Here is a 23,493-nt window from a genome sequence, read left to right as displayed (position 1 = left end):
TCTTCCGATCTAGAAATTAATACTTATTACAAAGAATCTGAAAATCAACGCTGGCAATCTATGGACTTTGTTGTTGGTTTTGAAATAAAACGATCTAATAATAAATTTGATTGTAGTGTTTGTGGTCCGTTAGCTGGTCATTACCCAAAGACGTTTAAATTCATTGGATTTCATGTTAATTGTCGCTGTTACCAAATTCCAATCCTTAAACCTATCGAAATGTTTACAGATGAATTAAAAGGAGCTGTTAAAGAAGATTATTCACATCTAGGTAATTTTCAAAAAACTGAGATAAAAGAAATGCCTGCTAATTTTGAAAATCATATTAAAGAAAAAGGTGATGTATATAGAGGCTATAAAGTTGCACCTTATTGGTTGCCGAAATAAACAAACCCACTTCTTACGAGGAGGGTTTTTATGTTTTATAGAGTAATCTTTAATTCTTCATTAGTTAATGCAAAATAAAGGTTTTGGAGTTGATGAAGGTATTCAATATAAGCATCATCATGACCACTTGACACATGATCATTACCTATATAAAATCTCTTTGTCAGACTATTATAATGAAGATTTGTTAATGAATACCATTCATTATCCTTTTCAATACCTTCAATTTTCAAAAGAATTTCTTCTGTTAAGGGAATAGGGTAAAAATCATTACCAGAGTTCAATGATTTGAAACCTGAAATTTGAGAAATCCATATAGGTTTATCGTTTTCAAACACCCAGTTTCCAAGCCTTAATTCAAACATTGAAATAGTATTTTCTTTAGTTGTCATATCAATAATATTAATCGTTAGTCATTTCAAAATAATCTTCTAATCCTTGATGAATATCAAAAATCATAAAATAGTAAAAGAATAAAGCTTTAACCGATTTATTCATTTTACGCTCTCCATTCAAAATTAAACTAATAGTCGAAATATCCAAAGTAGTTTGTCTACTTAAATCTTTCGGTTTAATTTCAAATTCATTCATTTTATCTTTTACCCATTGAGGAGTAATATGATCCAACTCAATTTTGTAAACTACAGGTCTAATTTTGTGATCAGGAAACACTTTTTTAGCTCTATCATACAACTCTTTATTTGATAGTATTTTCCCGTTGATCATTCTTTTTTGAGTGATTACTACAACTTCATCTTTAAGCTCAATTTCAATTCCGTGCATCTTATAATTTTTGATGCTGGTCTTTTGTAATTCTGTTAATTCCATAAATTTTATAGTATTAAATAGAGAGGGCGAGGGTTATTTCTAACCCTCTATTCTAATTTCTGTTAGCGTTCTAATGTTAAAGATTGCAATCTGTTTGTTTTCTTTTGCGAATTCGATTGCTTTATCTAAATCTGATTCTTTAAAGAGTTTTACACTATCGAAGTAAAAAAGGTTTGTTTCTTCATCTAACCAACCTCCGATAATCGAGTTATTGTTTAAGGCGTGAATTATTACATTTTCAAGGCTTTCATTTCCAAAGCTGTTTTGAGTTTCTAAGTAAGCAACTGGGATTCCAAATCTTACTAATCTCATTGTTTTAAGGTTTAAGGTAAAACCATTTGGATTTTTTTTGGCGATATCCATAACGCGAATAATTAAATCTTTCATTTTTTGAACTTTTAATGTTGTTAATACTATTTCAATGAACGCCCTCTCATTTTGTTATACAAATATAGTTTATATTTTGCGAATCGCAAAATTAAATAAGAAATAATTTAATGTTTTTTACAAAATTTCTTTCCCGTAACTCGCTCTTATCTCGTTAAAAAATACACTACTTAAGCGAAAATCGTTCAATATTTTTGTTTTAATCGATTTGAAATTAAAATCTCATTATAATGAAACAAAAATTACTTGAATTACTTAATACTAGATTTCTAGCTAAAGGCGTTCGAAAAGATGTTTTGGCGCGATTAGCAACTGCTTATTCGTTACAAATCACAACAGAAGAAGAAGCGCAGGCACTTGTCGAAAAGTTAACAGACGAACAGGTTACTGAATTTCAAAAAGAATTACGTTCGGAAGTAGATTCTGAAATTGCTAAAGCGACAAAAACAGCTTTAGAAAATGCTGGCAAAAGTAAAGGTGGTGAAGGAGCAGGAGAGGGAAGTCCAGAACCTGGAAAAGGTGAAGGAGTAAACGGAGGAGAAGAATCTGATATTGCAAAAGCTTTAAAACAGATTGCTGAAACTCAGAAAACACTTGCTGACGAAATCAACTCTATTAAAGCTGGCAAAACTACAGAAACAAGGCTTTCACAAATCAATGACATTTTAAAAGATGTAAAAGACGAAGCTTTGAAAAATACAATTTCAAAGAATTTCCCTCGTATGTCTTTTGAAAATGACGAAGAATTTGCGGAATACTTGGCGGAAATTCAAACAGATGTAACAACATCAAATCAATCATTTATTAATCAAGGCTTAACTAATCATCAACCATCATTCGGAGAAAAAGCTCCAGATGGCGTTTCGAGTTCTGTAAAAGATTTTATTACAAAATCTACAGCTTCAACTGATGATGGATTAGGCGGTAAAGAAATTTAATTATGTCAGAATTACAAATTTCAAGATCTAAAGGGCGTAAGCCGACAAGATGTATTTTACATAAAGTAGCTGATATTCCTGGAGGAGTTGCAATTGATCCTACGACATTAGAAGATGAACGTCTTTTAGAAGGTGCACCACTTGCAAAAGGAAAAGGTGGGCTTTATGAAGTAGTAGGAAATGCAGTTATTTCTAAAGCAGCAGATACCTCTGCGACATCAATTGATGTTTTAAAAGGTTCTCATTTAAAAGTCGGAATGACAATTTTGGGTGCTAAAATCACTGCAATTGATAAATCAAAAACAGACTTTGATACTTTGACTTTAGATAAAGGTTTTTCTAAAGCTGTAGTAAAAGGAGATGTTATTGGAGAGTCAAAAGTTGTAATTGCAGTTTGCGGTGAAGAGAAAAACGTTTCTGATAAAGGAAATGTTTTTGTAAGTGCGTGGGTTATTGCGGTTATCCAAGAATCAAATTGCCCTGGATTAACAACTGAGCAAAAAGCAACTGCTCCAACATTAGTTTATGTTTAATATTTAAAACAAGAAAATGAACGAATCATTAATGATTGGCTTAGTAGAAAGTGATGTACAAGCCGTAGTAAATACATACGATTTAAAGCCTTTTTACTATCCAACTTTGTTTCCTGTAAAAGAAACTTATAAGTTAACGTTTACAACGTTAGAATCACAAGTTGGATTGAAAATCGCAGCAGATTTAGTTGCTAGAGGTTCAACTATTCCAAAGAAAGTTCGTGATGCTATCGAAAAAATAGCAGGATCAATTCCAAAAATTGCTATTTCTCGCGAGTTAGAAGAAAACGAATTAACTGAATATGATATTGCTGTTGCAATGTTCTCTCAAAATAGAGATATGACTGCTTTAATTGAGTTTTGGGCAGAAGATACTGAGTTTTGTTGGACGGGTATTGCTTCAAAAATTGAATGGATGGCATTGCGTCAAATCTCGCTAGGTGGTTTAGTAATGAATCAAGAAACGTCACAAGGCGTTAAACAAGCTATGCCATTGGATTATGAAATTCCAACAACACAAAAAGTAGGTGTTTCAAAATCTTGGGATGGAACAGATGCTGATATCGTTTCAGATTTTAAGAAAGCAATTAAAGTAGGAAAATCTTTCGGAGCTTCTTATAAATATGCTTTTATGAATCCTACAACGTTGTCAAAAATTGTGCGTCAAGAGCAAATTATCAAAAATTCTGCTTCTTATGTTACTAATTTGATTGGTGCAGCTCAAGAGCCTGATTTAGCTGGAGTAAACTCTTATTTTGCAAAAGCGGTAGGATTAAACGGGGTGCAGATTGTAATTATCGACCAAGATATTACTCTTGAAGATAAAAACGGAGATCGTGTAACAGGTAATCCATTCGAGGATGATGTTGTAATGTTCTCAGAAGCTAAAGTTTTAGGAAGAACTCTTTACAAAAAACCAATTGATATGAACTTGAAGAACTCTAAAGCTTTAAAAGTTTTACGTTCTCATACTTTAATCAAAAAATGGTCGGAAGAGAATCCTGTTAAAGAGGTTACTCAAGGTATTGCAAATGCATTTCCTGTTTGGGATTTAGCAGGTAGATCAACTCTTATGCAAGTAAATAACACTACTTGGAATAAAGATATTGTAGATAAAGTTTTACCAATTGGATAGTTATGGCTAAAGTAACATTAACTAAAACATTAGTAGAAAAAAACTCTCAGTTAGCGGTATTGCTAACTGAGAGAAATATCGAAGTAGGTTCTAAAATTGAACAATCGGAATTAGATGAATTGTACAAAGTTTTGGAAACAACTGAATTAATTGAATTAACTCAGGAAGATTTGGACAAAGAACCAGGATTAATTTCTAAAGGTTTTGAAGTTGGTCAAGTTATTCGAGTTAAAAAGAAAGTTGAGGTTCAAGATTTAGACGAAACAGCTAAATCTTACAAAGTTATTTCTCGTTTCCGTGATAAAGAGAACGAATCAAAGATTTACGAAGTGAACGAAGTTATTCCTGTTGATTTTGAAGAATCTCGAATTGCTTCATTGTTAGAACGTAAACTAATCTCAGAAGCGTAATCATGACAAATAAAGAATACATACAAAGCGTAATGTTAAGAGTAGGAGCTAATGCAAATGATACTACAATTTTATTTGCTGAAAATCCTACTTTAAACCCAGACGGACAATTGATTTTAGAAGATTGCGAGAAGGCTTTGTATGATTCTTTTTGTTCTTGGATTCCGATGTACGAAAGTGTATCCGAAGGAGATATGACGGTTAAATGGAATTGGAATGCAATTCGAATGATGTTAGGTCGTTTGGCTTCAAAGCTAGAATTACCTAATCCATTAGATGAAAACGAACCAATTGTAACAGCGATTGATCCATGGGGACAATAGGACACAATCATTATCTATTCATTGAAGATAATTCTTTGATATACGATGAAGAAACAGGCGAAATGATTCCGAATCCAAACGGAATAAAATTCATTTCAATGTGTCGTGAACAAGTTAATTCAAGTGGAAAAATGATAGCTGGAACTGATGGAATTACAATCGCGTTTAATTCTCTTATTCATTTGGATAAATCTGTTTTGCCAATTGAAATAGGAAAAACTATCATCGTTTCAAATGATTCAGAAGGTAAGGATATAAGGATTAAAGGAAGTGTTCTAAGATTTACAGAAGGATTATTACACAATCGATTATGGGTATAAGACCGAATTTTTCGAGTAAAGATTTAGATAAGCTAAATCAAAAAATAATTGATGATACTTTAAAAAAGTGCATTCAAGCTTATTTATACTTAGGTGAAAATGTTGTTTCTCATGCAAAACAAAGTGTTGGCTTTATGGATCAAACTGGAAACTTAAGATCTTCAATTGGGTATGTACTTTTCGTGAATGGACAAGTTTACAGGGAGTTTTACGAAGGTAAAGCATTAGGAACATCTGAAGGAAAACTATTTGCAAAAGAATTAGTTTCTAATGCTCGAAAAGCTCCAATAGTTTTAGTTTTTACAGCAGGAATGAATTACGCTTATTCGGTTGAATCTCGTGGTTACAATGTTTTAGCAGCTTCTGAGAATTACGCAAAACAAGTAGCTGATTTAATAATCAAACAAATAATGATGAAATGATGTACGATATTTTTGATGCAAATGAATTGCTTTTTAAAGCTTTAAATATCGATGAAGTTAAATCTGCTATCAAAGGTAAGTTGTATAATGATAGTCGTCCAATAAATTCACTGAACGAAGACATTGTCGTGAATACTATCACTATAACAACCGTTTTTAAACCTCAATTAGCAACTTCTAATATCAACATTTATGTTCCTGATTTAGAATTAGGAATCAAAAATTCAAGGCGATTAAAAGAGATTTCGAGAGTTGTTCGCAAAGTATTTGAAGATCATCAATTCATAGGGAAGTCAGTTTATATTTCAGACTTAGGAATAATCCAAGATCAAAACGGAAAAGAACATTATGTAAATCTTCGCATTCAATGGAGGATTTATGATCAAAAAACAAACTAATTATTAATTTATAAAAAACGATACTATGGCAACATACACATTTGGTTTAGCACAAATATTAGTAGCAGCATCATTAGCAACAGGTTTAATGCCTGAAGAATCAGCAATGACTAAAATTGGAGAAGTTTTAGAAGGGACTGCAAATATGGCTCAAGAAGAAGGCGATAAAACAGAATTCAAAGAAGAAGGAAATCCAATTCCAAAAGTAATCATTACTAAAGCTGGATCGTGGACTTGGAACTTCAATATTATGAATGCAGATCCTGAAATGCTAAGCGAATATATTGGAGGTACTTATAATTCTTCATCAAAAGAATGGGAATTTGACGGAAAATCTAAAACTATTGAAAAAGCATTATTTATCAAACCTAAACAAGGTTTATATTGGAAATTACCAAAAGCTTCTATATCTGCGGTTGTTGCAGGTGACTTAAATGAAGACGGTTTGTTAACTTTAAACTTTACAGTTATACCTTTATCTCCAGCAGAGGGGAAGCCTTCAATTTTATCAGGTAAGGTAACAGATTTACCAACGGGATAAATAAAGTAGGGCCTAATATTACGCCCTACTACCAATGATTCACATCAATGGTTAACACAGAGTTAAACACCCCGTTGATGTAAATATACAAAAAAACCACTCTTATTAAGAGTGGTTTTTTTAATTCTCCCCTTAACTCGCTCTTAACTCAACACTTTTTACAATACTAAATCCTTGTTCATTCGCCATTTTTGTATAAATCGAAATCCATGGATCAAAAAGAGATACAAAGAGAAGAAATCAAAACTTTAATTGAAGCTCCTTACGAGTTTGAAGTTGAGTATAACAAGGAAGTAATTATTCAAAAAAAGTTCTTTTGTGGATTAATTCCATATGAGAAAACTGAGGTTCAAAAAGTAAAAGAAAAGTTCGAAATCAAACCTTGTACATTATCGACTTTGGACCGACTTTGCCAATATCAAATTGAATTGTTTATTGATGAAGCTAAGTTGAGTGATAATAATGAAATCTTCAATCAAACAAAACTTATTGCTTACAAAAACGCAAAACTAATGTCAAACATAGTTACGGTTGCAGTTCTTGGGGTTGATTATTCAAAAGTTGAATTTAAACGAGTTCAAGCGATTATTTATAATTCACTTACACCAGCGAAACTATTCGAGATCATTAACGAAATTTTAAAGTTTCAAGATTTAACAAATTTTACCAACTCTACTCGATTAGCATCGATAAAGATGACGATAAGTCCGAACGAAGTAGAGTAAAAGGAATGAAAAGTACTTACGGAACAAGGGCTTCTATTTGTGCGCATTTCAGTTGGACACTTGATTATTTAGAAAACCAAATCCCCTGGTCAAAAGTAATTCGTTTGATGGCAGATTTACCTTCTTACGATTATGATGACGACGAAAATACAAATACCCAAACAAAAAAAGCAGTAAAAATAACAGAACAGAATGCAGACGACATTCTTAAAATGTTTCAAAGCTAATGGATATAAATAACGGAAGATTAGGATTTACCCAAGATTTAGATAATCAAAAATTTTTAAATGCACTTCGACAATCAAATAAAGGTGTAGAAGATTTTAATATTCATTTACAGAATCATTTTAATCAGTCGACAGGAGCTGTTAATACACTTACAAAAGGAGTAGCGGCTTTTTTAACAGTTGATTATGCAACTCAATTTGTTTCTCAACTTGTAAAAGTTAGAGGGGAATTTGAGCAATTAGAAATTGCCTTCACAACTATGTTAGGTAGTAAGGAGAAAGCAGATTCTTTAATGCAAGAAATTGTAACATTTGCAGCAACAACTCCTTTCGGTTTACAATCTACTTCGGAAGCTACTAAAATGTTATTAGCTTATGGAGAAAGTGCTGAAACCGCTTTGGATACAATGCGAAAACTTGGAGATATAGCTTCAGGGGTTGGTATTCCTTTGAAAGATATTGCTTATTTGTACGGAACAACAATGACGCAAGGTCGATTATATACTCAAGATTTAAACCAATTCTTAGGACGTGGTATTCCAATGATGGACGAACTTGCTAAAGTTTTCGGGGTTTCTAAGAATGAAGTAAGAGGATTGGTTGAAGCTGGTAAAGTTGGATTTCCAGAAGTTCAAAAAGTTATTGATAATCTTACTGCAAGCGGTTCGATGTTCGGTGGGTTAATGGAAGCTCAATCAAAATCTGTTGCAGGACAAATCGAACAGTTAAAAGATGCTGTTGATGTAATGTTTAACGAAATCGGTAAAGATTCTCAAAGTTTTGTAACATCTATTATTAGTGGCGCTTCGAGTGTCGTTGAGAATTATGAATCTATAGGGAAAACAATAGCTGTGTTAGTAGCTACTTACGGAACTTATAAAGCGGCTTTAATTGTTTTAAATGTCATTGAAAAAGCAAGATTAACTACAACTTTAGCAATTGGAGCTGCAGAAGGTAGAGTAACAGCTATGCAAGCGTTAAGATATGTTTCAACTCTTAAACTTACCGCAGCTCAAACAGCATTAAATGCTGCTATGATGGCAAATCCGTATGCAATTGTTATTACAGCTGTTGTAGCATTAGGATCAGCTTATTATTTTTTAGCAGATCATACATCTGCTGCTGAAAAAGCGCAAGAATCGTATAATAAAACACAGGAAGAAGTTAAATCTAAACTTGACGAAACTAAACAAAAAGCTGAGGAATATATTAGTATTTTAAAAGACGAAACAGCAACTGTTTATCAGCAGATTGAAGCATATAAAGCGTTGCAATTACTTAAGCTGAAAGGATTTGAAAATCTTAGTCAAGAGCAAGTTCAAGCAATGGATGTTAATGAGTTAAAAAAACTTATTAATGAAGCTAATGATGTAAAAGGGCTTGATTTACAAAAACAAAAGTTAGTTGAAATTGAAAATCAGATTGATTCTGTAAAAAATCAGATTCAACAAATGAACAAAGCACAAGGACATACGGGGCTTGCTCTTTCTGATGCTTATAATAAATTAGAGGTACTTAATAAACAGTACGATATACAATTAAGTAAAGTAAATCAAATCGATCGAGATATGAAATTTGCTAATATGACTTTGGAACAAAAAAAGGCATATTGGGAAAGTATTATTTCAACAACTGAAAAACAGATATTTACTTTATCGAATGTTAATACCAATCAAGAACAAGGATTAAATCTTGCGCAGCAGGTTTCGAATGCATTCCAGTCTTGGGATGTTTCTCGTTTAAATTATCAATTAAATGAAGCGCAGAATCAATTGATTGCTATTAATGGACAGATTAATTCTGCTATTCCTGAAATAAAAAATAAATCATATTGGGATACTAAAAAATCCGATGCAACAAGCAAAAGAGATAAACTCGATCCAAAAGATCCAAGAAATAAAGAAGAATGGAATAAGCTAACAAATGAAATTAACGAAGCTGATAATGCTTTAAAAGCATGGAGCGTTACATCTACAAAGGTTGCTAAGCCAAAATCCATTAAGCCATCAAAAAAATCCGATGATCCATTTGAGATATACAAGAAGCAAATCCAATCTGTAAAAGAAGATTACGAGCGTTTTGTTAACTACATGAATTCAGATGATTTGGTTTTAAAAAATTCTGGTAAAATTCAATATGAAACACTTTCTAGAAGTGGAGCTACTTACGAGGAGTTTTTAAGAAGATTACAAAAACAACTTGTAGAGACTTCAAACAAATCAGCTTTACAAGTAAGACAACTCCGATTTATCAATGATGAATTAGTTAAAGTTATCGATTATAACGCATTTGATAAATTCAAAGAAGGGATTGAAAACTCTATTTCTGAATCTGAAAATCTTTTAGAGGTTCTTGGTAAAATTCAAGAAGAAAAATTAAAACTTCAAGGAAATACTGATCAGATAAGTGTAGATAAATTAAAGTTTCTTGATGAAAAGGAGATTGAGAATATCAAAAAGGCAGATGATGCTGTAAAAGATTTAATCAAAACTTTAACAGAAGAGTTTAATCCATTAAATACAATCAATAAAAAGTATGATGAGCAAATCAATCTTTTAAAAGAAAAGCTAAAAACAGCTAAAGATGAAGTTGAAAAAACTAAAATAGAAGTCGCTATTGAACAGGTTGAGTCAAAACGTGATTCAGAAACAAAGAATATTACAAATAACGTTGATTATAATAAACTAATTTCTGAATATCAATCTTATGAAGATAAGATAAAGGCTATTGATGACAAAATGAAAGCTGATTTATTAACGAATCAAACTTATTATGAAGCTCAGAAAAAAGCATTAATCAAACAAGGTAAACTTGATGAAATAAAAGCGTTAGAGGATATTAAAAAAGCCAAGGATGCTCAGATAGAAAAACAGGCTGCCGATGATACTTCAAGTATTGTAAAAGATCAATTAATGGGGTCCGAGGAATGGGCGAATCTCTTCTCAAATATGGATGAAATGACTTTCCAGCAGATTGACAATTTAATAAAACAAATAGAAGGGAAGTTTAATTTATTAAAAGGAAAGTTTAATCCGATTGATTTAAAAGTTATTCTAAAACAATTAAACCAAGCTAAAAATTTAGTGATTGAGAAAAATCCTTTTGGTTCTTTAGCTGTTGGTTTAGCCGATTTATTTAAAGGCGCAGAAGAAGAAACTAATTCAAGTACTGAAGGTATAACTACTAAATGGAATAGAGTAGCTAAATCTTTAACAGGAACTTTTGATTTTATCAATGATGCTATTGATTCAGCAGGAGTTTTAAAAGAATTTCTTGGAGATACTGCTAGTAAAGCAATGGAAACTACTCAAACTGTTTTAGGTATTGGTTCAAGTGTTTTAGCTGTATCTCAAATGACTACAGAAGGTATTAAAGGAGTTGAAAGAGCATCTGTAATCCTTGCAATTATTTCAGCAGTAATTCAAATCGCTACAAAAATCGCTAATTTATTATCTAATATTTTCTCTAAGGACAAGAAAAAACAGAAAGAAATAAATAAGCATAAAGCTGCGGTTGACGACTTAACAAATTCCTATAAAGATTTAGAAGACGCTGCCAAACGCGCACTCGGTTCCGATGTTTATTCAGGTCAAAAACAAATGATTGAAAATCTGAAACAACAACAGATTGAATATCAAAAAATGATTGAACTTGAAAAAACTAAGAAGAAAAAGGACGCTGGAAAAATCAAAGAATGGGAAGATGCTCTACGTGATTCTAAAAATACTATTCAAGATCTTCTTGAAGAAATCGCAGAAGATGTTGTACAGACGAATGCTAAAGATTTAGCCACTGAATTAGGTGATGCTCTTGTCGAAGCATTTGGAAAAGGTGAAGATGCGGCAAAGGCATTCGCTGAGGTTGCAAACAATGTTTTAAAGAATGCTGTTTTAAATCAACTTAAAAAACAATTCCTTGAAAAACAATTACAAGCCGCGCTCGACAAGCTATATGAAGATATGGGAGGTTCTAAAGATGGTACTTTCAATTGGAACGGATTATCTCCAGAAGAACAACAGGCATTCAAGGATAAAATAAAAGAGATTTCTCAAAACTTCACAGGAATGTTAGATCAATATTCAGACTTATTTGGTGATTTAATTGATCCTAATGAAAGTGCAATGGCTGGAGCGATAAAAGGAATGTCAGAGGAAACAGGTAACGCTCTTTTAGGTCAATTTAACGCTATTCGTATTCTTCAAAAGGAACTTGTAACCATTAATATTGATTCGAACAAAATTCTCCTAAATAGCTTAGACAGATTAGCTAACATAGACTACAACACGAGAAGTGTTTTACCACTTTTAGAAAAATTAATTAACAGAATAGATAATGCAGGACGAGCATATGGATTTTAATAATATAAAAATAGAAGCTCTAAAAAGAGCAAAACAAAACGAAATATGCGAAGAATGGGCGGTTAAAATGGAAAACGCCCAAACTTTGGATGAGTTACTTGATATGTACATCAAAGGAATAGATTTTTCATTTTCAACCGAATTTCTATCAAACGATTTTATGCGAAGAAATATAAAAGGAAAAATGGAACATAAAGGAATTTTCCTTGATGATTCAGTTGATTTACATAATAATAGAGATATTGTTTGTCTTGGTGATTCAAGGTTGAATTATTTAGCTGATGAATTTTCAGTTACTCAGATGTATTTACGCGATAACTCGAAAGCTCGATTAGTTGTTAGGGATAGCGCGTTTGTAATGATTGATATTTTCGACAATGTTCAGTTAGAAATCGAAGCGAGCGATAAGGCCAACGTTAGAGTGAATTGCTATAAAGGTGCTAAAGTTACTTATAAAAGTAACGATGATAGTTATGTGAAAATTTCAAACAAAGATTTTAAAACGTATAGATGATTCCTGTAATTTATTTACTTGATCAAATACCCTTTAAAAATTACAATGTTTATGTTTCAGACTCTTCAAACTTATTTGATAAAGCTTCTATAAAAGAAAATCAAAAGAAAGATTGGAGTGATGAACACGGTTATGATATCGATTTGCAATCACGATATCACAATTCTAAATCGATTACAATTGATTGCTTTATTCCTGCTAATTCATTGAAAGAATGTATTGAAAAATACAATGATTTCTATAATGTTTTGGATCAAAAAGGATCTCGCAGATTATCAGTTATTGCTGGTGATTTAAGAATGGAATATCAAGTTTTTCGCCAAGATACAGCGGAAAATAAATTGAATTATGATGATACTAATGCAGTTGGTACATTCAAATTAAAATTGATTGAAAATATGCCTGTTAAGCGTATTTTGAAATCAACTCAAAAAACAACAAGTATTACTTTAAAATCTAAAAAGGTTTTAGTAATTAATTGGGGAGACGGAACCGAACAGTATACCTCTCCAGGTACTGAGATTTATTCTCATACTTATTTAACTACAGGTGTATTTTACCCAATGATTTTAGGTGATTTAGATTCAATCACATTGTTTAACTCAAATGCAGATATTTTATGGAACAGATTTTAGTTAAGCGCTCAGACAATGTTGACTATCTTTTAGAAGATAGAAATAAAGGAGTGTTTGTCTCATCAATCATTCAATCAACTGAATTAAGAAGTAATGATGTTATTAATGTTGAACTTATCAGTCGTGAATTTATCAATTTTACCATTGGAGATTCTTTTCATTATTTAGGTCAAAAATATACTTTAAATCAAATTCCACGATACTTTAAAAATAGTTCAAATGATTTTCAATATTCAATAACATTTGAAGGAGTAATGTTCGATTTGCGTCGTGCTTCTTATGATGTAAATATTGATACAACAGGATCTGCTATTTATGGAGAAACTTTAACTGCTGATTTAGAATTATTCGCTAAAATTCTAATTGAAAATATTAATCGTGTTTTTCCTAGTAAATGGGTTTTAGGTGAAATTCCAACTGAAACAGAAACGAAAACAATAACTTTTTCAGAAGAGGAAAATTGTTTAGCTGCTTTGCAAATGTTATGCGATGAATACGATACTGATTTTATCATTAAAACAAATAACAACGGAGTTAACATTCTAAATTTTAAACAAGTTGGAAATGAAATTCCTTTGGAGTTTAAAGTTGGTTTTCAAAAAGGACTTTACACGTTAACTAGAGAAAAAGTTGATGCAAGCGATATTGTTACTCGTTTAAAAGTTTATGGTTCAGATAAAAACTTAGGAACTGATTACCGTGCTAATCGATTAGTTTTAAAAGATAAAAATAAACCAAATTCTTATATTGAAAATACTCAAGCAGTAGCTAAATATGGGATTTACGAATCTACTAAAATCTTTGATGATATTTATCCAAGACGTAAAGGAAAAGTAACTTCTATAAATTCTGATTCGGTTTATAAATTTTCTGATTCGTCAATGGATTTTGATTTAAAAGAAAAAGATGAAAACGGGACCAAATATCTTTTAAATGGAGTAAATGCAAAAATTCATTTTAATACAGGAGATTTAGCAGGTTATGAATTAGAAATTCACGACTACAATCACGAAACAAAAGAATTTCATATTGTCAAATTTGCAGATGAAAATGGATATGAATTTCCTTCAAAAGATAGTGATGCGTTCAGAATTGGCATTGGCGATGAGTATGTTATTTTGGATATTCAAATGCCACAAACATATATCGATAACGCAGAAGCTGAATTGTTTGATAAAGCTGATGAATATTTATCGGATAAGCTTGAACCGAACATTCAATACTTACTTGATGTTGACACTTTACATCTTCAAAGAATCTTGAATGATACTGTAACGCAATTCTTTTTAATAGGTGATTTTATCAAAGTTATTGATGAAGATTTTGATATTAATCGCTATATCAGAATTAAATCAATTGAAAGAGATTTAAAAAATCCATTTGATTATAAATTAACGCTTTCAGATTCAAAAGTTACAAACTTTTTAAGTGGGACTATTCCAGGAGAAATAAATACGATTAAAAACATTATAAAACTAAATAATCTAAATGATCCTGCGAAAGCTCGCCGTAATTGGAAAGATGCTCAAGAGGTTTTAAATATGGTTTTTGATGTTGAAGGTGATTATTATACGGATAAAATTAAACCAAACTCAATCGAAACAACTCACCTGCAAGTCGGCGCTAAGTCAATGCAATTTAACCTTATCGATTCATTTTTCGAACCTAATTTTGAAGGTAATCCAAATAAAATAAGATGGTCTACTTGCAAACTTGTTCATTTTGCTATTTCTGATAAAATAGTTGATTGGCAAATACAAGGAGGACTAAAGGATTTAGAAGCGAATAAGCCTTATTATTTATACGCAAAATGCAACAAATCAAATAATATAGGTGTAATTGAAATCACGGAAACTCAATATACAGTTGACCAAGGAAATTATTACTATTTCTTAATCGGAATTGTAAACACTTACTCAGAAGATGTAAAGGCGCGTGAAATCTCACTAATGTATGGATTTACAACAGTTTCGGGAAGATTTATAAAAACTGGGCGTATTTCATCAAATGATGGTAGTACTTATTTTGATTTAGATAGTGGAGAGTTTAAAGGAAAATTCACGTTTACTAATGGTGAAAGTGTTGAAGAAGCTATTACTAATCAAGAGATTTATATCGAGTACTCTCAAAACGGAATAGATTGGCATTCAACATTCTTATATGATGATGTTTTTATGCGTCAAAAGAAAGGTGATGGTGCTTGGAGTAATGCTATTAGAATTGTAGGTATTCAAGGTATTAAAGGCGACAAGGGTTCTGATGGTCAAACTCAATATGTTCATATAAGATATTCTGCTAATAGTAATGGTAGTTCTATGACTACTACACCACAAGCAAATACAGCTTACATTGGTATTGTTACTACGACGAGTTCGGTAGCGCCAACTTCAAACACGTCGTACACTTGGGCAAAATTTAAAGGTGAACAGGGTAATCAAGGTGTGCCAGGTATTCCTGGTGCTAATGGTAGTTCTTTATTTACTTGGGTAAAATATGCTGATACCCCTACTTCTGGAATGAGTGATTATCCCGATAATAAATTATACATAGGTTTAGCATACAACAAGGTTACAGCAACTGAAAGTGATAATTATGAAGATTATTCTTGGAGTTTAATGCCACAGAATATTCAAATTGGTGGGAGGAATTTATTTTTAAATTCCAAAAATGAAAGAATATATTCAAATACAACTCCAAGAAGTATAGCAACTTTTGAAATAAACACAGAATACACTATTTCTTTTGATGCAAAAATAGTTAGTGGTAACCCTTTATTTCATGTCGAATTTCATGGAGGAATTAAAGCTAAAAACTTTACATTAACTAATAATTATGTTAGATACTCCCATACACTTAATACTAATAGTGAGTATGGCTATCTATTTTTTTGGCTATTATCTTCAGGAGAAGTTAGTTTGAAAAATATCAAAGTAGAAAAAGGCAACAAAGCGACTGATTGGACACCAGCGCTAGAAGATGTGGAAGCTAACATTTTGCAATCTAAGCAAGATAGTATTAATGCCTCTAAAGCATACTCAGATGCACAAGACGAATTAAAACGTATTCAAGCTGAAGCTTATGCAGACGGAAAAGTTACAGCTGCTGAACAACGAGCAATTGACGATGCTACTGCTAAAGCTGAAGCTGCTAAAATTTATGCTGCGGCTCAAGATAATTTACTTCGTACACAATTAGAAGCGTACGCTGACGGTCAAATAACAGCAGAGGAGCAAGAACGTATACAACAAATGCAAGATAATTTAGCTGCTGCAAAGGCATACGCTGACGCACAAGCTAATTTAGCTAAAATTGCCGCTGCGGCTTATGCTGATGGTATTGTAGACGAGGAAGAAGCACGAGCTATTGCTGATGCAACTGCTAAAATGGAAGCAGCGAAACAACACGCACAATCATTAGTAAATAGCATTCAAATTGGCGGGAGGAATTTATTTTTAAATTCTAAAAGAGAAAGAACCTACTCAAATATAAATCCACTCAGTGTAGCAACTTTTGAAATAAACACAGAATACACTATTTCTTTTGATGCAAAAATAATAAGTGGTAATCCTTTATTTCATGTCGAATTTCATGGAGGAATTAAAGCTAAAAACTTTATATTAACTAATAATTATGTTAGATACTCCCATACACTTAATACTAATAGTGAGTATGGCTATCTATTTTTTTGGTTATTATCTTCAGGAGAAGTTAGCTTAAAAAATATAAAGCTCGAAAAAGGCAACAAAGCAACAGACTGGACTCCAGCGCCTGAAGATGTGGATAACGCTATAAATGATGTAAAAGTAAAAGCAGAACAAGCATTATCACAACTAACATCAATTGCAAATGATAACATTTTATCGCCATCAGAAAAACAACAAGTTTCAAATGAATGGAATCGCATAAAATCCGAATATACAAGTAATTATAGTTTAGGTATTAGTAATGGGGTTGACACAACTAATTTAACTAATGCTTACAATGATTTATTTAATTATATCAATCCTTTATTAGTGAATCTTTCAGTTGAAAGTTCAATCGTAGGTGATGTTTTTAGAGCGAAATTTAAAGCTTATTATGACCAAAATATAGCTTTACTTGTTGCTATTAATGACAAGATTAAACAAGGAATCAATAATAACGCAAATAATATCAATAACTTAAATAGTTCAATTGCACGTATTAATCAAATTACATCATTCTTAAACACAACGGTTAATGGTAATGTAATTGGTACGGGCGTTTTAATGGTTGGTTCAGAAACTCAATCTAATGCTGGTATATCGGGGTTAAATGAAGCTGGTTCAAAATCGGTAAGGTTATGGGCAGGAGGGACTGCTCAAAATAGAGATAAAGCAGCTTGGAATACTTTAGATGATGGAACAATGCAATTTTTTCACCCTAACGGGAATATAGCATTTAGATTTGGATTGAGTAACGGAAAATTTATTATGGACGGATATCATGAACAAGGTATGAAGCTTTGGGAATTATCGCCAAATAGAGGACTTGTAAATGTTGCATATATTCCAGAAAGTTGGAATAATATACCTATGATTAATATAAATCAAAGTAGCAGTACTTTAAATGTTGCAAATGCTAAAACTGCTGTGGTTAATCTAATGACAATTGTGCTTGTAAGTAACTTTAGAAGATATATAGCATCAAGTAATTATACATCATTTGAGTATCAAAATGGAACTCACCCAGACAACGCTCAATACGCAAACTTAATTGGATATAAAACAGTGAATAATTCAAGAACATCAAACATTCCAAATGGTTGGTATGGATTGCAAGTTGGGGAAATAGATATGGACCAACAGCCTTCAAACGGAGAGATTCCTCCAATTAAGACGATTGTGTATTTTCTTTATTACGTAGAAAATGGAAAAGTGACTAAAAATCAAAGTATACAGTTTACAGATAGAGATATAGCGAATAAATAACATTAATTTTTAAAAAAAATGACAAATAAATTCAAATTAGAGCAACGCTCAACAACTGAGATTCTTTCAGAAATTATCTCAGAAACTTACAAAGCTACTTATTCATTTAATTATGAAGAGGGTCAGAAGCCAAAGGCGATTTCGTTTAACTTGTGTCGATTAGATGCATTAAATGATAAGATTTTGACAGGTAGTTATTTAGCAGAAATCGGACAATTAGATTTTAAAGCGATCAAACCTATTGAAAATTTAGGCGAACTGGTTGACCATGTTACAACTTCAAGCAACGATATTATTGAAGGATTTATTACTGAACCTGAGCAGTAACTAAGTATTATCTTTTCAAAAATCACTACAATAACCCCACTTCGTTGATTTAGTTTTACAAAACATTGTTAGCGCCTTATTTAACAATGTAACAATGAATCAAAACAATTTTTATTCTAAAGTAAAAAAATGGTTAATCTATTTAACTTTATTTTTCACGCCTATTATTCTTCTTTTTACAACAAAAATTAAACTTACTGAAAAGGAGAGAATCGGTTTTTTTATTGAGAGTTTTTTCAAGTTAGCTCCAATAGCTTTTATAGTTAATTCTGCCTTTAATTGGCATAATGAACATGAAGCTTTTTTGTATGGTCTTTATGGTGTTCTTTTTGTAAATGCATTTTTTGGAGTGTGTACTCATGCCAAGTTAAAGACTCTTGATATTGGAGAATTTGCTAAATCAACTCTTATAACAATCGTTGTTGTTTCAGGCGTGTATTTTTCACTAGATAGAGTTAATAATTCAATCCCAGAAGGTTTTCTATCTATTGCTTTTACTTCATCAGTTCAAATATTAACATTAATGTTTCCTTTAGCTAAGATTTTGCGTAATAGTTTCATTTTAACCAACGGAAAATTCCCTCCAGAGTTTTTAATTGAAAAGCTTTATAACTACGAGCGAGACGGAAATATTAAGTCATTTTTAGAAATCTTAAAAAAAGAAGAGTAACATGTTAGTTGATTTTCAAAAACAATACGGTTTGGTTGCAGACGGAAAGTTTGGACCTATAACAGCAAAAAAAATAGTTGAAGTTTTCAATATAAAACATCCTGCTCAGTTCTTTGGACAGATTTGTCACGAGAGTTTAGATTTGACTTTATTTGAAGAAAATTTAAGCTATACAGCGAGTAGACTTCAAGAAGTATTTTCAAAATATTTTCCGACATATTCAAAAGCTAAGGAATATGAAAGAAATCCACAAAAGTTAGGGAATTTAGTATATGGTGGACGTATGGGAAATACAAATCCAAATGATGGGTATTATTTCAGAGGGCGTGGCGCTATTCAATTAACAGGACGAAACAACTACAAAGCTTTCGAAAATTGGTTAGTCAAAAAAGGATTATGCAAGCCAAATGAAATTATGCTAAATCCTGATTTAGTTTATCAAAAATTCTACATTGAAAGTGCGATCTTTTTCTTTGACACAAATAACCTTTGGAATGTAACTGACGTTGTTAAATTGACCAAAAAGGTCAATGGCGGAACGAATGGATTACAAGATAGAATTAATAGAACTATGCGTTATGAAAAATGGTTTTAATCATCGAAAAATAACTTCAGCAACAACAATGTTTATCGCACTGTTGTTACTTGTTTCCTTTTACGGCTGTCGAACATCTAAATCAGTTGTAGAAAAGCACAAGGAAAGTTTTTCAAAGGGAGAGCTCCAGATAAATAAATTTGATTCAGTTTCTAAAATCGACAAGCTTGAGAAAATAGATAATTCATTTCAAAGTCAATGGAGCGATTTTAAGCAGAAGTTAGATATTTCTTTTAATGGACTATCTAATGATGATGAATTCGAATTTAAGTTTACTGAAAATGGATTTACAGCTAAAGGGAAAGGATCTATCAATCAGAAAACTGAAACAAATAAAAAAGATTCAACTGCGAATAATAAAGTAGATAAAATTCTTAAAGAGAGTTCAGATATTCGGAAAAACGAAGTGAATCAAAATAAAGTTGAGGGATCAAAATCGAAAGTAGATAAGGATAAAGAAAACAAAAGCTTCGGACCTTCATTCAATTCTACTATAATTATAACAATTGCAGTTGTTGTAACTTTAATCCTACTATGGAAATTTGGATTGCCGAAATTTAAAAAAAGGTAAATTAACCTCTACTTTTAAATCTATTTAATAGGGTCCTGAATAATTAAAAGGGTAATTACCCTCTGTTTTTTAAGTGGTCGAATTTGACCACTTTTTTTATTCCGTTGCTTGATCCAAAGCCTTGTAATTCATTTTACAATTTTCAAGTTCATCTTCCAGATATTTAATTTTTCTATTTCGCCTTTGAATTTGTTTATTTTTTTCATTGAGTTTTTGATTAAACTCAATTAGTTGTCTATCCTTTTCTTTTTTATTATTGCAAGAAAATAGAAGTAATGGTAAAAGATAAATATATTTCATAGTGTTGATTTTTACTAAGTTAATAAAATATTTTATTAGATCAGTGCAATTCAATGTTATTTGGAAAATATACAAATAACATATTTCTTTCAAAATATATTGTTGCAAATTTGCACCATAAAAATAAAAAACCTACATTTGTAAAAGAAAATTAATCAAAACGGAAATCGAACCGAGAAAAATACGAGAAACGAATTTTGACAACTAAAAAATTAACTTTCGAAGTAACTTACACTAAAGCTAATGGACAGTTAGGTACTATTTTAGTAAAAGCTGATAATGAAAATCATGCAATAAGTAATGCTAAAGGATTATGTGCAACAGGTAAAGATTTTAGAGACGCTATTGTAACTGATAAAAAATACATTAAACCTCGTAAACAAGGGTTTGCAGGATATAATTAATAATCAACCACTCTTCGGAGTGGTTTTCTTATATAAAACACTATGGATAGATTTTTATTATGTGAAAATCCAATGAAAGATTCTTCACGACCAATTTATATTTTACAGACAATTAAACATCGTATGTTGATTGAGGTAATTCCATACAATCAACCTGAAGATGTTAGTTATGATTTAAATGATGTATTTGACTTGTTCACTTATAACAATCCAGCTGGTTTTGAAGAAAACTATATGTTCAAAGTAGTTGTATTTTATGATTTAAAAGATGATGAAATAGATAATAGTATATCAGAGATTCGTTTACATATTTCGAAAGCCTGGAAGTGGTACAAATCTTATATAATTTGGCAAGACAACGAAATAGATTTCGAAAGTGGTACTGATAATTTTAATCTGAACTAAATGGATGATCAAACAAAAAAAATTATCCTTTCACTTAAAAAATCATTTGAATGTAAAGGTAAATCAGCTCGTTCGTTAGCTGAAGAAATCGGTTCTAGTCATACAACTATTACCCGTATGTTTAATTTCGAAAGTGTACCAAATTTAGACATCGTTGTAAAAATAGCACGTGAATTGAAGGTTGATTTATTTAAAATAAAATAATATCAAAAAGCACAGAGTGACACGAATGTCCTTCTGTGCTTTTTTACTAACCTTAAATCTTCCTTATGCAAAAGGTTTTTAAATTTACAAAATATTATTCTATTATTCGGTTTTAAATACTTAAAATGAATAACATTATTAAATCGGATTCAACTTTCTACGATTATGAGGAAGAAACAAATATTAGAGTTGTCTCATTGAATTTAGAAGATTTCAATAAGAGATTTGGTACCGAAATAGTACTTTACTATACAGATGAAATATTTGATCCTTATGAAAGTTCAGAATTATCTGAATATTTTATATCAACTATTCCGGATCTCTTATTTATGACGCACAACTCTTTTTGTAATGAAATTGATGAATGGAAATCTTGGATTTCTTGGCGAAAAGAAGAACGAGAAAAGTTATTTATACCTTCTGAAATTAATAGATTTAATAAACGTAATTTTGAGTATTGCCCTTTAGGAATAACAGATAATGAAGAAGTATTTGAATACGTTAAAAACGAAATGAATAAACTTATTTTAAATCTATAGGTATGTGCTTCCATGTAAAAGTAACCAAAACAAAAGAACAGATTGAAAAGAAATCAAGGTTAAAATTCAAACCTGAAGTTACTTTTACGCCAAATCCACACTTCAAAGGTTTTGATCATCCGAAATTACCTGTGATTACCAATCAACAAGATTATATTCATTTGTTCGAATGGGGTTTAATTCCTCATTGGGCAGGAAATGATTTTAATTCGAATAATACTTTGAATGCTCGAATTGAAACATTAGACGAAAAACCATCTTTCCGTGATTCTTATCAAAACAGATGCGCGATTTTGGTAGATGGATTTTACGAATGGAGACATGAAGGACGTGATAAAATAAAATATGATATTGGAATTAATAATAATTTGTTTTGCTTAGCCGGATTATATTCTGATGATACTTTTACTATTGTAACTACTGAAGCTGTTGGAATCATGGATTTTATTCATAATACAAAACACCGAATGCCTATTGTATTAAATGATAGTGAAAATTTAATGAATTGGCTAAACTGCGAATCCGTCAAACCTTTTACAGATTTCTCTTATCATCGTGAAGATGGTCAAGTAAGTTTATTTGGATAATTCAGATTTAATATGTCGAAATAAGATTTTTCTAACATCTTTGTTGTCTTGTTTTTGTTCGATAAATGATTTCATTTCGTCAAGATTATCAAGTAAATGATCGCAATAGCCAAATCCTTTGTAAACTCCTTTTTCAATTAATACAATACCTTTTTCATTTTCAGTTCTTCCAACCAATTCAAATAAAAAGTCCTTTTTAGGTAAATGTACAGTTTTCAAAAATTGACGAACTCTTTTGTTGTAAAGCTTTGGCTCTTCGATATTAATACACGCGCCAATACATTCTTTTAAACTATACTGAAAACAACTTGATTTTGTTTTATATAAACCATTTACTTTTTGACAAAGTTTGTATTTTTCAGTAATGTAAAATAAATAATCTTTTGCTTCGTTTTGCGATGTAAATGAGATGATTTCGTTTCCAGAGTTATCAATTTTCTTTAAAACTAAAGCTTCATAGTCATTAGAATTTATTTCTTTGTATAAGGCATAAAAATATTTAATCTTGCGTTGAGCTCGATTAAATATTGGTAGATTTTGTTTGATTAATTCAGATTCTCTCAACAAAGCAATTAATTCATTTCCTGTACTTTCAAATTGTATTGAATAAGTAAAATGCTGGAGTTTAATTTCCTTTTTTTCAATTGATTTGAAATGCTGAATCAATCTTTTTCTGATATCAATACTTTTTCCAATATAGATAATATCTTGCTTATCGTTGTATAAATAATACACGCCACAAATATTTTTTGGAACTTGGTCAACCAACGTTTTCAATCTATCATTCAGTACCATAGAGCAAATTTACTGAATCAATTTCTAATTTTAAATTTTTAACATTTTTCGACGACACCTTGTAGC

The 23,493-nt window shown here is 31.1% G+C and carries 30 protein-coding genes; 25 read left to right on the top strand and 5 right to left on the bottom strand.

Going from position 1 to position 23,493, the window contains the following annotated elements; genetic code table 11:
- Positions 1–387, top strand: a 387-nt coding sequence (locus B2X73_RS13545) for a hypothetical protein (RefSeq protein ID WP_291096677.1), incomplete at its 5' end; no start/stop codon positions are given.
- 35 nt (positions 388–422) lie between these two features.
- On the opposite strand, the gene B2X73_RS13540 is transcribed toward B2X73_RS13545, so the two are convergent.
- Genes B2X73_RS13540 through B2X73_RS13530 form a run of 3 tightly spaced genes read right to left on the bottom strand, consistent with a single transcriptional unit; the run spans position 423 to position 1,602 of the window.
- Positions 423–779: a hypothetical protein gene (locus B2X73_RS13540; protein WP_291096675.1), complete on the bottom strand. Its 357-nt coding sequence runs from the start codon at positions 777–779 to the stop codon at positions 423–425.
- 10 nt (positions 780–789) lie between these two features.
- Positions 790–1,215, bottom strand: a complete 426-nt coding sequence (locus B2X73_RS13535; protein WP_291096674.1) for a hypothetical protein — start codon at positions 1,213–1,215, stop codon at positions 790–792.
- 39 nt (positions 1,216–1,254) lie between these two features.
- Positions 1,255–1,602 carry a hypothetical protein gene (locus B2X73_RS13530; RefSeq protein WP_291096673.1) on the bottom strand — a complete coding sequence of 116 codons (348 nt, stop codon included), beginning with the start codon at positions 1,600–1,602 and terminating at the stop codon, positions 1,255–1,257.
- 230 nt (positions 1,603–1,832) lie between these two features.
- On the opposite strand from B2X73_RS13530, the gene B2X73_RS13525 reads away from it, so the two are divergent.
- The 19 genes from B2X73_RS13525 (at position 1,833) to B2X73_RS13435 (ending at position 20,193) form a co-directional block, all read left to right on the top strand.
- Entirely contained in the window at positions 1,833–2,540 is a 708-nt protein-coding gene (locus B2X73_RS13525; RefSeq protein ID WP_291096671.1) for a hypothetical protein, read from the top strand.
- Between the two features lie 2 nt (positions 2,541–2,542).
- A complete protein-coding gene (locus B2X73_RS13520) occupies positions 2,543–3,073 on the top strand; it encodes a hypothetical protein (RefSeq protein ID WP_291076359.1) in 531 nt (176 codons plus the stop codon).
- A 16-nt stretch (positions 3,074–3,089) separates the two neighbouring features.
- Positions 3,090–4,208, top strand: a complete 1,119-nt coding sequence (locus B2X73_RS13515; RefSeq protein ID WP_291096669.1) for a major capsid protein — start codon at positions 3,090–3,092, stop codon at positions 4,206–4,208.
- A gap of 2 nt (positions 4,209–4,210) precedes the next feature.
- Positions 4,211–4,618 (top strand): hypothetical protein, encoded by a 408-nt coding sequence (locus B2X73_RS13510; RefSeq protein ID WP_291096667.1) that lies wholly within the window; start codon positions 4,211–4,213, stop codon positions 4,616–4,618.
- 2 nt (positions 4,619–4,620) lie between these two features.
- The gene (locus B2X73_RS13505) at positions 4,621–4,941 is read left to right on the top strand and encodes a DUF6706 family protein (protein ID WP_291096665.1); all 321 of its coding nucleotides are present in this window, start codon (positions 4,621–4,623) and stop codon (positions 4,939–4,941) included.
- On the top strand, positions 4,929–5,261 hold the full coding sequence (locus B2X73_RS13500) for a hypothetical protein (protein WP_291096663.1): 333 nt from the start codon (positions 4,929–4,931) through the stop codon (positions 5,259–5,261). The genes B2X73_RS13505 and B2X73_RS13500 overlap by 13 nt, the downstream gene beginning before the upstream one ends.
- On the top strand, positions 5,252–5,683 hold the full coding sequence (locus tag B2X73_RS13495; RefSeq protein ID WP_291096661.1) for a hypothetical protein: 432 nt from the start codon (positions 5,252–5,254) through the stop codon (positions 5,681–5,683). Before B2X73_RS13500 ends, B2X73_RS13495 begins: the two co-directional genes overlap by 10 nt.
- Entirely contained in the window at positions 5,680–6,081 is a 402-nt protein-coding gene (locus B2X73_RS13490) for a hypothetical protein (protein WP_291096659.1), read from the top strand. The genes B2X73_RS13495 and B2X73_RS13490 overlap by 4 nt, the downstream gene beginning before the upstream one ends.
- Positions 6,082–6,106: 25 nt before the next feature.
- Positions 6,107–6,622: a hypothetical protein gene (locus tag B2X73_RS13485; protein WP_291096657.1), complete on the top strand. Its 516-nt coding sequence runs from the start codon at positions 6,107–6,109 to the stop codon at positions 6,620–6,622.
- Between the two features lie 209 nt (positions 6,623–6,831).
- On the top strand, positions 6,832–7,347 hold the full coding sequence (locus B2X73_RS13480) for a hypothetical protein (protein WP_291096655.1): 516 nt from the start codon (positions 6,832–6,834) through the stop codon (positions 7,345–7,347).
- A gap of 5 nt (positions 7,348–7,352) precedes the next feature.
- Entirely contained in the window at positions 7,353–7,574 is a 222-nt protein-coding gene (locus B2X73_RS13475; RefSeq protein ID WP_291096653.1) for a hypothetical protein, read from the top strand.
- On the top strand, positions 7,574–11,932 hold the full coding sequence (locus tag B2X73_RS13470) for a tape measure protein (RefSeq protein WP_291096651.1): 4,359 nt from the start codon (positions 7,574–7,576) through the stop codon (positions 11,930–11,932). Before B2X73_RS13475 ends, B2X73_RS13470 begins: the two co-directional genes overlap by 1 nt.
- Positions 11,922–12,446, top strand: a complete 525-nt coding sequence (locus tag B2X73_RS13465) for a hypothetical protein (protein WP_291096649.1) — start codon at positions 11,922–11,924, stop codon at positions 12,444–12,446. Before B2X73_RS13470 ends, B2X73_RS13465 begins: the two co-directional genes overlap by 11 nt.
- Positions 12,443–13,081, top strand: a complete 639-nt coding sequence (locus B2X73_RS13460) for a hypothetical protein (protein WP_291096647.1) — start codon at positions 12,443–12,445, stop codon at positions 13,079–13,081. Before B2X73_RS13465 ends, B2X73_RS13460 begins: the two co-directional genes overlap by 4 nt.
- Positions 13,066–18,030, top strand: a complete 4,965-nt coding sequence (locus tag B2X73_RS13455; RefSeq protein WP_291096645.1) for a phage tail protein — start codon at positions 13,066–13,068, stop codon at positions 18,028–18,030. The genes B2X73_RS13460 and B2X73_RS13455 overlap by 16 nt, the downstream gene beginning before the upstream one ends.
- Before the next feature lie 18 nt (positions 18,031–18,048).
- Positions 18,049–18,357 (top strand): hypothetical protein, encoded by a 309-nt coding sequence (locus tag B2X73_RS13450; RefSeq protein ID WP_291096643.1) that lies wholly within the window; start codon positions 18,049–18,051, stop codon positions 18,355–18,357.
- A 94-nt stretch (positions 18,358–18,451) separates the two neighbouring features.
- A complete protein-coding gene (locus B2X73_RS13445; protein WP_291096641.1) occupies positions 18,452–19,027 on the top strand; it encodes a hypothetical protein in 576 nt (191 codons plus the stop codon).
- Between the two features lies 1 nt (position 19,028).
- Positions 19,029–19,622 (top strand): glycoside hydrolase family 19 protein, encoded by a 594-nt coding sequence (locus B2X73_RS13440; protein ID WP_291096639.1) that lies wholly within the window; start codon positions 19,029–19,031, stop codon positions 19,620–19,622.
- Positions 19,606–20,193, top strand: coding sequence for a hypothetical protein (locus B2X73_RS13435; protein ID WP_291096637.1), 588 nt, complete (start codon positions 19,606–19,608; stop codon positions 20,191–20,193). Before B2X73_RS13440 ends, B2X73_RS13435 begins: the two co-directional genes overlap by 17 nt.
- 96 nt (positions 20,194–20,289) lie before the next feature.
- On the opposite strand, the gene B2X73_RS13430 is transcribed toward B2X73_RS13435, so the two are convergent.
- Positions 20,290–20,493 carry a hypothetical protein gene (locus tag B2X73_RS13430; protein ID WP_291096635.1) on the bottom strand — a complete coding sequence of 68 codons (204 nt, stop codon included), beginning with the start codon at positions 20,491–20,493 and terminating at the stop codon, positions 20,290–20,292.
- 197 nt (positions 20,494–20,690) lie between these two features.
- Between B2X73_RS13430 and B2X73_RS13425 the strand changes: the two genes are divergently transcribed.
- From B2X73_RS13425 to B2X73_RS13405, 5 genes are all read left to right on the top strand, one after another.
- A complete protein-coding gene (locus B2X73_RS13425; protein ID WP_291096633.1) occupies positions 20,691–20,897 on the top strand; it encodes a hypothetical protein in 207 nt (68 codons plus the stop codon).
- Between the two features lie 42 nt (positions 20,898–20,939).
- A complete protein-coding gene (locus B2X73_RS13420; protein WP_291096631.1) occupies positions 20,940–21,302 on the top strand; it encodes a hypothetical protein in 363 nt (120 codons plus the stop codon).
- Positions 21,303–21,506, top strand: a complete 204-nt coding sequence (locus B2X73_RS13415; RefSeq protein WP_291096629.1) for a helix-turn-helix domain-containing protein — start codon at positions 21,303–21,305, stop codon at positions 21,504–21,506. It abuts the gene before it with no gap.
- Positions 21,507–21,631: 125 nt separating this feature from the next.
- Positions 21,632–22,045: a hypothetical protein gene (locus B2X73_RS13410; protein ID WP_291096627.1), complete on the top strand. Its 414-nt coding sequence runs from the start codon at positions 21,632–21,634 to the stop codon at positions 22,043–22,045.
- Between the two features lie 2 nt (positions 22,046–22,047).
- Positions 22,048–22,632: an SOS response-associated peptidase gene (locus B2X73_RS13405; protein WP_291096625.1), complete on the top strand. Its 585-nt coding sequence runs from the start codon at positions 22,048–22,050 to the stop codon at positions 22,630–22,632.
- On the opposite strand, the gene B2X73_RS13400 is transcribed toward B2X73_RS13405, so the two are convergent.
- Positions 22,621–23,427, bottom strand: coding sequence for a GIY-YIG nuclease family protein (locus tag B2X73_RS13400; RefSeq protein ID WP_291096623.1), 807 nt, complete (start codon positions 23,425–23,427; stop codon positions 22,621–22,623). The two genes, B2X73_RS13405 and B2X73_RS13400, sit on opposite strands and share 12 nt — an antisense overlap.
- Between the last annotated feature and the right edge of the window lie 66 nt (positions 23,428–23,493).

Origin of the sequence: Empedobacter sp. UBA7252, assembly GCF_002472765.1 — a bacterium.
Classification (GTDB): Bacteria; Bacteroidota; Bacteroidia; order Flavobacteriales; family Weeksellaceae; genus Empedobacter; species Empedobacter falsenii_B.
The sequence above is the reverse complement of the archived record's forward strand: the minus strand, read 5'-3'. Positions and strand labels throughout refer to the sequence as shown.

Coding starts and splice junctions, on each gene's coding strand:
- B2X73_RS13435 (WP_291096637.1), top strand. CDS start 19,606: ATGAAAAATGGTTTTAATCATCGAAAAATAACTTCAGCAACAACAATG.
- B2X73_RS13475 (WP_291096653.1), top strand. CDS start 7,353: ATGAAAAGTACTTACGGAACAAGGGCTTCTATTTGTGCGCATTTCAGT.
- B2X73_RS13500 (WP_291096663.1), top strand. CDS start 4,929: ATGGGGACAATAGGACACAATCATTATCTATTCATTGAAGATAATTCT.
- B2X73_RS13515 (WP_291096669.1), top strand. CDS start 3,090: ATGAACGAATCATTAATGATTGGCTTAGTAGAAAGTGATGTACAAGCC.
- B2X73_RS13495 (WP_291096661.1), top strand. CDS start 5,252: ATGGGTATAAGACCGAATTTTTCGAGTAAAGATTTAGATAAGCTAAAT.
- B2X73_RS13465 (WP_291096649.1), top strand. CDS start 11,922: ATGGATTTTAATAATATAAAAATAGAAGCTCTAAAAAGAGCAAAACAA.
- B2X73_RS13530 (WP_291096673.1), bottom strand. CDS start 1,602: ATGAAAGATTTAATTATTCGCGTTATGGATATCGCCAAAAAAAATCCA.
- B2X73_RS13490 (WP_291096659.1), top strand. CDS start 5,680: ATGATGTACGATATTTTTGATGCAAATGAATTGCTTTTTAAAGCTTTA.
- B2X73_RS13535 (WP_291096674.1), bottom strand. CDS start 1,215: ATGGAATTAACAGAATTACAAAAGACCAGCATCAAAAATTATAAGATG.
- B2X73_RS13540 (WP_291096675.1), bottom strand. CDS start 779: ATGACAACTAAAGAAAATACTATTTCAATGTTTGAATTAAGGCTTGGA.
- B2X73_RS13400 (WP_291096623.1), bottom strand. CDS start 23,427: ATGGTACTGAATGATAGATTGAAAACGTTGGTTGACCAAGTTCCAAAA.
- B2X73_RS13445 (WP_291096641.1), top strand. CDS start 18,452: ATGAATCAAAACAATTTTTATTCTAAAGTAAAAAAATGGTTAATCTAT.
- B2X73_RS13405 (WP_291096625.1), top strand. CDS start 22,048: ATGTGCTTCCATGTAAAAGTAACCAAAACAAAAGAACAGATTGAAAAG.
- B2X73_RS13525 (WP_291096671.1), top strand. CDS start 1,833: ATGAAACAAAAATTACTTGAATTACTTAATACTAGATTTCTAGCTAAA.
- B2X73_RS13440 (WP_291096639.1), top strand. CDS start 19,029: ATGTTAGTTGATTTTCAAAAACAATACGGTTTGGTTGCAGACGGAAAG.
- B2X73_RS13410 (WP_291096627.1), top strand. CDS start 21,632: ATGAATAACATTATTAAATCGGATTCAACTTTCTACGATTATGAGGAA.
- B2X73_RS13480 (WP_291096655.1), top strand. CDS start 6,832: ATGGATCAAAAAGAGATACAAAGAGAAGAAATCAAAACTTTAATTGAA.
- B2X73_RS13415 (WP_291096629.1), top strand. CDS start 21,303: ATGGATGATCAAACAAAAAAAATTATCCTTTCACTTAAAAAATCATTT.
- B2X73_RS13520 (WP_291076359.1), top strand. CDS start 2,543: ATGTCAGAATTACAAATTTCAAGATCTAAAGGGCGTAAGCCGACAAGA.
- B2X73_RS13450 (WP_291096643.1), top strand. CDS start 18,049: ATGACAAATAAATTCAAATTAGAGCAACGCTCAACAACTGAGATTCTT.
- B2X73_RS13430 (WP_291096635.1), bottom strand. CDS start 20,493: ATGAAATATATTTATCTTTTACCATTACTTCTATTTTCTTGCAATAAT.
- B2X73_RS13485 (WP_291096657.1), top strand. CDS start 6,107: ATGGCAACATACACATTTGGTTTAGCACAAATATTAGTAGCAGCATCA.
- B2X73_RS13470 (WP_291096651.1), top strand. CDS start 7,574: ATGGATATAAATAACGGAAGATTAGGATTTACCCAAGATTTAGATAAT.
- B2X73_RS13505 (WP_291096665.1), top strand. CDS start 4,621: ATGACAAATAAAGAATACATACAAAGCGTAATGTTAAGAGTAGGAGCT.
- B2X73_RS13420 (WP_291096631.1), top strand. CDS start 20,940: ATGGATAGATTTTTATTATGTGAAAATCCAATGAAAGATTCTTCACGA.
- B2X73_RS13460 (WP_291096647.1), top strand. CDS start 12,443: ATGATTCCTGTAATTTATTTACTTGATCAAATACCCTTTAAAAATTAC.
- B2X73_RS13455 (WP_291096645.1), top strand. CDS start 13,066: ATGGAACAGATTTTAGTTAAGCGCTCAGACAATGTTGACTATCTTTTA.
- B2X73_RS13510 (WP_291096667.1), top strand. CDS start 4,211: ATGGCTAAAGTAACATTAACTAAAACATTAGTAGAAAAAAACTCTCAG.